This window comes from Cohnella cellulosilytica, assembly GCF_042431195.1.
Lineage (GTDB): Bacteria > Bacillota > Bacilli > Paenibacillales > Paenibacillaceae > Cohnella > Cohnella cellulosilytica.
Genome location: NZ_JBHMDN010000032.1, coordinates 60,002 through 67,451, shown reverse-complemented (window position 1 = coordinate 67,451; position 7,450 = coordinate 60,002). Strand labels below are relative to the sequence as shown.

Sequence of the window (7,450 nt, the reverse complement as noted above, 5' to 3'; positions counted from 1 at the left end):
GGTCATGCGACCAAACCGTTTATCCGGTCTTAGCATCCGTTTCCGAATGTTATCCCGATCTTGAGGGCAGGTTGCCTACGTGTTACTCACCCGTCCGCCGCTAAGGGATTCAGGAGCAAGCTCCCAAAACCCTCCGCTCGACTTGCATGTATTAGGCACGCCGCCAGCGTTCGTCCTGAGCCAGGATCAAACTCTCCATGAAAGTTGATTCGCTCATTTCTTGCTGGTCTTGCTTGTTGTTTCTTACGCTCAATGTTCAGTTTTCAAAGAACAATCGGTGTTGATTTTCATTCGCCGTCGTGTTAACAGCGACCTTCATAATATACCACAGTTCAAACCTTCGATGCAAGCATTATTTTTAACTTTGTTTGCATTTCTTTGTTTTCACCGTGTCCGCATCTTATTGCTTTTTCAGCGGCGAGATATAATTTATCACAGATCGAATAGGCAAGTCAACGGTTTTTTCGACATTTTATCCAATAAGTTCCGAGACCTTATGCGGAGGTATACATAAGCTCCAGAAAACCGCTTCCTTGCACGGCCATCGGCTTGGCGATCTCGCGGATACACCCCCGCTTCACCAGCAAATAGAGAAGAACGGACAGCTCCAGCGACAGCCCCGTCAAGTCGGGATGGCTGATCAGCTCGGCAGGCGTCCACGCTTTGCGGCGGCTTTCAATCAGCCGGATCAACAGCGCGCAGCAGGTCTCCATTTTATTCATAATGGAAAATTCGCAGGCAAGCAGAACGAGCCGAACGCGCTGCTCCAACGTTTCGGTGCTAGTCGTCAGCTCTTCGAACAGCTTGTAGATGCCCGGGTTGACTTTGCGCATTTGCTCCCATACCGTCAGCTCGGGATGCATGCCCTCTTCTACAATGGCGATATGCGCCCAATAATGAAGACTGGAAAGCACGTTGGAATACGCATCCAGCACCTGACCGTCCTCCAGATCCTGCTTCGCCTGCAAATAGCCTTTAACAAAACGCGAAAATTCGCTCAGAAGCTTCTGCTCCTTAATGAGGGACGACCAGTCCAAGAGGCGCCTCCGCAAATCGGCCAAATAACCGTCGCGATCGTACAGGATCTCTCCTTGGATCAACCAATAAGCGCTCCCCCGGTTGGAGCTGCCGACGATCCAGCTTTCCAGAATTTCGCGCGAAACTCTGCGCACCTGAACCCGCGCATCCTCCCACAGCCAATGCTCGATTTCCCGTTCCGCCGCTTCGCCGTCCTGAACGATCAATATGAGGCGGTCCAGACCGTCCAATCTCGGCTGATTGGAGAACGGATTGGCAATCAGCAGAAGACTTTCCGCTCTCTCTTCCTTAGCCAATCTCTCGATCCCGATTTCCTGCTTGTCCGCTTGTACCAAGTGATCACACCTCTGTTCAACGTCCAGCCCGCTGCACGGCGTCCCAAGGTGGTTTGGCCGGGCAATGTGAGCTATAATAAAAATGCGAGTATGGTGTAGTTCTACAACGCAACCCCTGTTTCCTGCCAGAGCAAGCCGAATACATCGGAAACGAAGGGACAGTTTCATTAAAATACGGAGGATGGCAACATGAAATGGAAAGCCAGCAAAATATCGACAATGCGTACCTGGGCGCTGCTGCTCGTCTTCATCGGCATGGGCGTCATGGTCTTCGGGACAAGCGGCATTCTGATGTTCGGCGACGTCGGCAAAATCATTGCCGCTATCTTCATGGTGCTTGGCATCATTAGCTGTTTTATCAGCATGGGCATCTACTTCTACGTCGGCATGCTGTCCACGAGCGCTCCTGTGCTGGAATGCCCGGAATGCGGCAAAAACACGAAAATGCTCGGCACGACGGATCGCTGCATGTACTGCCACACGATTTTGACGTGGGACCCGAAGCAGGCGACCGAGAAGCCTGCGGAAGCAGGCCAGGAAGCCCCTTTACAGTCTTAAACAAGCAAAAACGCCTTCGGCGTCCATGGGACGGAGAACGCGTTTTGCCGGAGACTGCCGAATCGTTAAGAAAAAGACGCAAGCCAGCGCCTCCCGAACCTGCGGAGATGCATGCTTGCGTCTTTTTGGACTTGGCTTGACGTCAGGAGACGCCTTGCAGCGCTTGATCCAGAACGCCCCATATATCTTCGGACTCGAATCCGCGCCGCCAAGAGGCTACGCCGGCCAAATCGTACTTCCGGGCCAGCTCCGCCCTCGCCTTCATGGAAGTCGCATCCTCGATCCAGATTTTCTTGAGCGTCTCGCCTTCCTTGAACTCCACGTAATTTTGCCCGCTTTCCTCGGAGAAAACCGGCTTAAGCTTCTTCTCCCGAAGCAAATCGTTAACGGCGTTCATGCTCATCGTTTTCGACGATACCTTGATGCCGCCCTGACCATCCGGCTCCTCGGTCCATATTCGGGTATACAGAGGAACGCCCAAAATAAACTTCTCGGGCGGAACGTCATCCTCCTCCAAAATACGCCTTACGGAGTTTTCCGTCCACGGCATCGAGGAGACGGAGCCGGCGATCGGACTGGCCGCCCAATGCTCGTCGTAGGCCATCAGCATCATAAAGTCGACGCTTGCCCCCAGCCTCCTCCGATCCAGAAACGCCGACCACATCTCGCTGCCCGACTTGGCCGTCACGTCGATCGACACGACCAGATTTTGATCATGCATGAGCGGTGTCATCTCCCGAACGAATTGGACCAGGTTGTCTTTATCCTTCGTATAGACGTTCTCGAAATCGATGTTCACGCCCTGCAGTTTAAACGTTTTGGCATACGCCAGCATTTGCTGGATCATCGCGTTCCGCGACTCATAGCTGGACAGCGCCTCTGTCGTCCGGTCGGGCTCGAAGCCGTTGCTGAGCAGCCCCCACACTTGAATCCCTTTGCCATGCGCCCACTTCACGTAAGCCGCGTCGGCGTTGCTGCGCACGTTTCCTTTGCCGTCCACCAGCTCAAACCAGGTCGGACTGACGACGTTGACTCCCGTCAATTCTCCGATCTTCCCGGTATTCGGGTTGGCAGAATAGACTGCCTCCCAGGTCAGATTGATTTTCTTGCCTTCGGACTTCCAGGCGACGAACGGTTCGTCGTCCGCGGCTTCGGGAGGAATCGTCTCCAGCTCGCCCGGCTCGACGGCGCTCTTGGCGATATAGCCGAGATGGCCGGAAGCGGATTGGACTTTGTACCACCCTTCCTCCGTCTCCTCCATGAGGCGCACGTCCGTCCCCGGCAGCAAATCCTCGACAATCGGATACGAAATCGCCGGCCCTTCGCGCAGCTTGATCCCCTTTTCTTTCTTCAGCGGAACCTTCGCATGTCGAATTTCCTCTCCCGGCTCATACAGCGTCACGATTCCGGAATTGTCGGCGATCTCGACCCGGATTCCGAACAGCTTTTTAAGCGGAGCTATAGGCAAATATAAAATATCGTCCTGCTTCTTCGCGGCAAACCTGAGCGTGGACGGCTTGCGATTCAGCGTTGCGTCCAGCTCGCCGGTCTTAAAATGCATCACCTTCGTGTCGCTTGTCAGAATAATGCTCTCCGTCTCTTCCTCGTAACGAACACCGTCGCCGAGCAGCAGCGAAGCGATAGAGATCGGAATGAGCAAGCCCTCCTCGTTGCCGCGGGCATACTGCTCCGTCCACTCTCCCCGGAACATGATCGGATTCGGTTTAGCGATATACGAAGGAACGATGTATGAAGTATTGGCCGAATGGGATACCTTCCACCAGATCGTTCCCCCGGCCGCCGCAATGAAGAGCAGCAAGAGGAACAGCCACCTTCCGGATCGTCGTCTGGGAGGTTTCCGTCTGGAGGCAAACTCGTTATTCAATTGCGTTTCAACTCCGTTTCTGCTGGACTGGAAGTAAAGCTCGTCCTGATAAAGGTACGATTCGAGCGGCAGATAGGTTGCTGATCCCGCGGCCGTATAAAATAAAAAGCACGCCGAGATTTCGCCCCGCGTGCTTTCCTGCTGCCATGGATTAAGAATGCATTCTCTTGCAAGTCGGGCACAGCCCGTAAATTTCCAACCGGTGGCCCAGCACGGTGAACCCCGTCATGGCGGCCGCGGCATGCTCCACCTCCGTTACCGGCGGATGGTCGAAATCGACGATGGTTCCGCAGCTTGTGCAGGTAATGTGGTAATGATCCGACATATCGGCGTCGAATCGGCTGGAATCGTCTCCGTAAGTCAGTTCCCTTACGAGTCCTGCATCGACGAATAGTTTCAAGTTATTGTAGACGGTAGCTACGCTCAAGCTCGGATACTGGGGAGACAAGGCGCGAAAAATGTCGTCCGCCGTCGGATGCGAATACGATTCCATCAAATAATGCAGTATGGCGTAACGTTGCGGGGTCATCCGGATTCCGCCGGATTTGAGCTGGTCCACGGCATGCTCAACCTTGGATTCCATGCTCTCACAGCCTTTCATATGACTTAGCGTACTGACGCGTGTATAACTTATTCTACTTTTCGCGTTCAGTCGTTGTCAATGGAAGAACTCCCCGCGGCCTGGGACGACCCTTCTAGCTTCTGTCGGTCTTCTTATGGCCCCGGTTCTCCCAGAACCAGAAGAAGACCCCGGCTCCGATCAGAACGATCGCCCCGAACACCGAGCCGGCGGAGCTGAATATCCGATTCGTCCAGCCGGACCCGGACATCAGCAGCATCAGCACTCCCGCTCCGGCCACGATCATAATGCCGACGGGCGGCACCCCGTACTCGGTTTGCGGTCGGGGAGCCTGCGGCGGCGTCGAGGGCGGCGCTTCCGCATAAGGAGCCTGCTCCGCATGGCGCTGCTCCGGATAAGGCGGGTACGCCGGAGACGGTGACGGCGCGGGCGTGGGCGCCCAACCGGCCCGATAACCGGGCCCCTGCGCCTTGGTCCCGGTGCGATCGTTGATCGCGTCGGTACGTTGAATCGCATCGAACAGACTGTAGAAATAAATGATCGGAATCAGAAACGCCAGCAGGGCGATCGAAAGCGTGTTGCCGTTTAAGCCGGCTTGTATAAGGGCCGTTATATCCAGAAAGAGCAGCATCATCAGAACGACGCCTTTGACCATCAGCCCCAAATACATATGCCCGGTTCCCGGAATGAAAAAAGCCAGCAGGCCCGCGACCCACTTTTTCTTCCTTCTCTCCGAAAGCCGTTCCGGGTAAGGATGAGGCGCTCCGTAACCCGGGGGCCAATGCTGCCGCGCCGCTTCCCCCGCATTCGCCGCTTCCGGACCCGGAGGCGGCGGATAGACTCCTTCTTGATTCCAATTGTCCGATTCCTTCATACCCATCCCTCCGACATTGTCATTCCAGCGGAACGGCTGCGTTCCCCGTCCCTTGCAAGCTGTCTTGCCGCACGTTCGGCTCATTGGCCTCATTGTAGCATGCCCTGCTCGCATGCAACAACGGCATTCGGACGGGGGCAAACCTAGGCTTAAGTCGGAGTCCGAGCCGGTCTCTCAGAGGTTTGCCGGGGCGGGTCTGCGTTTTAACCGAACCAACGTGATATCCGAAACCGGCTGGAAAATCTCTTCGCGTTCGAATCCGTATCTCTCGTAGAGCCGCAGCGCGGGCAGATTGCGGATCTCCGCCGTTACGGTCCAGGTAGACGCCGACGGTTCCGCGGCCAATACGTTATCCATCAGCCTCGCGCCGATCCCCCGGCGCATGCAATCCGGGCGCACCATCATCCGGCAGATCGTAAAGCGTTCCGCCCCCTCCCGCTCGTACGATACGGCGCCGACCAATTCTCCCTCCTCGTTCCTGCAGCCGAAGAAGCTCTCCCCGCAGCGCTGCAGCGTCTGGATCGTATCCCGCAGCGGCGGCAAATCCGGCACTCCGATTAACGCCGCTTCGACCCTGTAGGCGGGATGCTGCAGCGCCCACACCTCTTCCGCCGATTCCCGAAGCCGTATGTCGAGTCGTTGTATTTCCATCGTCCAAGTCCTCTTTCTTCTGGAAAATAACACAACGGCAAACCCGTGCCAATCTGCGGGTTTGCCGTTGATTCGATATTACGCTCAGGCTTTCAGCCGATCCATCAGCAGCTTGTTGACAAGCCCCGGATTGGCTTTGCCCTTCGTCTCCTTCATGATCTGCCCGACGAGGAAGCCGATCGCCTTGTCCTTGCCGCCGCGGAAATCTTCCACGGATTGCGGATTGGCGGCGATGACCGCGTCGACGATCGCCAGAATGGCGCCTTCGTCGCTGATCTGAACCAGGCCCTGCTCCTCGACGATCTTCTGGGGAGATTTGCCGCTTTCGAGCATGCCCTTGAACACCGTTTTGGCGATTTTCGTGCTGATCGTGCCTTTCTCGATCAGTTGAATCATTTCGCCCAATCCCTGGCCGGTAATCTTGACCGCGTCCAGCTCCAGATTGTTCGCATTCAAATAACCGAGCAGGTCGCCCATAATCCAGTTGGCCGACGCCTTGGCGTCGCTCGTATGCTTCAGGCTCTCCTCGAAGAAATCGGCCAGCCGCATCGACGCGGTAAGCACGCCGGCGTCGTAGGACGACAGGCCGTACTGTTCGATATACCGCGCTTGGCGGGCGTCCGGAAGCTCGGGAATCGAAGCGCGCACCCGCGCCTTCCACTCGTCGTCGATATGCAGGCGCACGAGATCCGGATCGGGGAAGTAGCGGTAATCGTGCGCTTCTTCCTTGCCGCGCATGCTGAACGTCTTGCCCTGGCTTTCATCCCAGCGCCGCGTCTCCTGCACCACCTCGCCGCCGCCGTCCAGAATATCCGCCTGGCGCAGCTCCTCGTACTCCAGGCCGCGCTGAACGCCGCGGAAGGAGTTCATGTTTTTCAGCTCCGCGCGGGTTCCGAACTTCTCCTGGCCGTACGGACGAATGCTGATGTTGGCGTCGCACCGCAGGCTGCCCTCCTCCATCTTGACGTCGGACACGTCGCAGTACTGCATGATCGCGCGCAGCTTCTCCAAATACGCTTTCGCTTCCTCCGGAGAACGGATATCCGGCTCGGAGACGATCTCGACAAGCGGCGTGCCGACGCGGTTGAGGTCGACAAGAGAACCGAGGCCTCCGTCGATATGCGTCAGCTTGCCGGCATCCTCTTCCAGGTGCAGGCGCGTAATGCCGATCCGTTTCGTCTTGCCGTCCACTTCGATGTCGATCCAGCCGTTCTGGCCGACCGGCTGATCGTATTGCGAAATTTGATAAGCCTTCGGCGAGTCCGGATAAAAATAGTTTTTGCGGTCGAACTTGCACCATTCCGCGATGTCGCAGTTGATCGCCATCGCCGCTTTCATCGCGTACTCCACCGCTTGGCGGTTCAGCACGGGAAGCACGCCGGGATGACCGAGACATACCGGACAAGTATGCGTATTCGGCGGCGCTCCGAAGGAAGTCGAACAGCCGCAGAAAATTTTCGATTTCGTATGCAGCTCGACGTGCACTTCGAGGCCGATGACCGTTTCGTATTTAGACATGGTTGGGCCCC

The 7,450-nt window shown here is 56.3% G+C and carries 7 protein-coding genes and 1 rRNA gene; 1 reads left to right on the top strand and 7 read right to left on the bottom strand.

Annotated features, from left to right (window positions below; genetic code table 11):
* Positions 1–202 (bottom strand): 16S ribosomal RNA (locus ACFFT4_RS22495); the annotation flags it as partial.
* A gap of 292 nt (positions 203–494) precedes the next feature.
* Positions 495–1,373, bottom strand: a complete 879-nt coding sequence (locus tag ACFFT4_RS22490; RefSeq protein ID WP_378051090.1) for a nucleotidyltransferase-like protein — start codon at positions 1,371–1,373, stop codon at positions 495–497.
* Between the two features lie 189 nt (positions 1,374–1,562).
* Here ACFFT4_RS22490 and ACFFT4_RS22485 point away from each other — a divergent pair, with 189 nt between their 5' ends.
* On the top strand, positions 1,563–1,931 hold the full coding sequence (locus tag ACFFT4_RS22485) for a DUF2614 family zinc ribbon-containing protein (RefSeq protein ID WP_378051089.1): 369 nt from the start codon (positions 1,563–1,565) through the stop codon (positions 1,929–1,931).
* Positions 1,932–2,073: 142 nt separating this feature from the next.
* Here the strand turns inward: ACFFT4_RS22485 and ACFFT4_RS22480 are convergent, their stop codons facing one another.
* The 5 genes from ACFFT4_RS22480 to gatB all read right to left on the bottom strand — a co-directional run bounded on the left by ACFFT4_RS22480 (position 2,074) and on the right by gatB (position 7,439).
* Complete coding sequence (locus ACFFT4_RS22480) at positions 2,074–3,750, bottom strand: glycosyl hydrolase family 18 protein (protein WP_378051088.1); 1,677 nt, start codon at positions 3,748–3,750, stop codon at positions 2,074–2,076.
* 217 nt (positions 3,751–3,967) lie between these two features.
* Entirely contained in the window at positions 3,968–4,399 is a 432-nt protein-coding gene (locus ACFFT4_RS22475; protein WP_378051087.1) for a Fur family transcriptional regulator, read from the bottom strand.
* 112 nt (positions 4,400–4,511) lie between these two features.
* The gene (locus tag ACFFT4_RS22470) at positions 4,512–5,270 is read right to left on the bottom strand and encodes a hypothetical protein (RefSeq protein WP_378051086.1); all 759 of its coding nucleotides are present in this window, start codon (positions 5,268–5,270) and stop codon (positions 4,512–4,514) included.
* Positions 5,271–5,444: 174 nt separating this feature from the next.
* Positions 5,445–5,921, bottom strand: a complete 477-nt coding sequence (locus ACFFT4_RS22465) for a GNAT family N-acetyltransferase (protein WP_378051085.1) — start codon at positions 5,919–5,921, stop codon at positions 5,445–5,447.
* Positions 5,922–6,005: 84 nt separating this feature from the next.
* Entirely contained in the window at positions 6,006–7,439 is a 1,434-nt protein-coding gene (gatB, locus tag ACFFT4_RS22460) for an Asp-tRNA(Asn)/Glu-tRNA(Gln) amidotransferase subunit GatB (protein WP_378051084.1), read from the bottom strand.
* Between the last annotated feature and the right edge of the window lie 11 nt (positions 7,440–7,450).

Bases quoted from the DNA above. Each gene is read 5' to 3' on its own strand.
- ACFFT4_RS22485 (WP_378051089.1), top strand. From the start codon at position 1,563: ATGAAATGGAAAGCCAGCAAAATATCGACAATGCGTACCTGGGCGCTG.
- ACFFT4_RS22475 (WP_378051087.1), bottom strand. From the start codon at position 4,399: ATGGAATCCAAGGTTGAGCATGCCGTGGACCAGCTCAAATCCGGCGGA.
- ACFFT4_RS22470 (WP_378051086.1), bottom strand. From the start codon at position 5,270: ATGAAGGAATCGGACAATTGGAATCAAGAAGGAGTCTATCCGCCGCCT.
- ACFFT4_RS22465 (WP_378051085.1), bottom strand. From the start codon at position 5,921: ATGGAAATACAACGACTCGACATACGGCTTCGGGAATCGGCGGAAGAG.
- gatB (WP_378051084.1), bottom strand. From the start codon at position 7,439: ATGTCTAAATACGAAACGGTCATCGGCCTCGAAGTGCACGTCGAGCTG.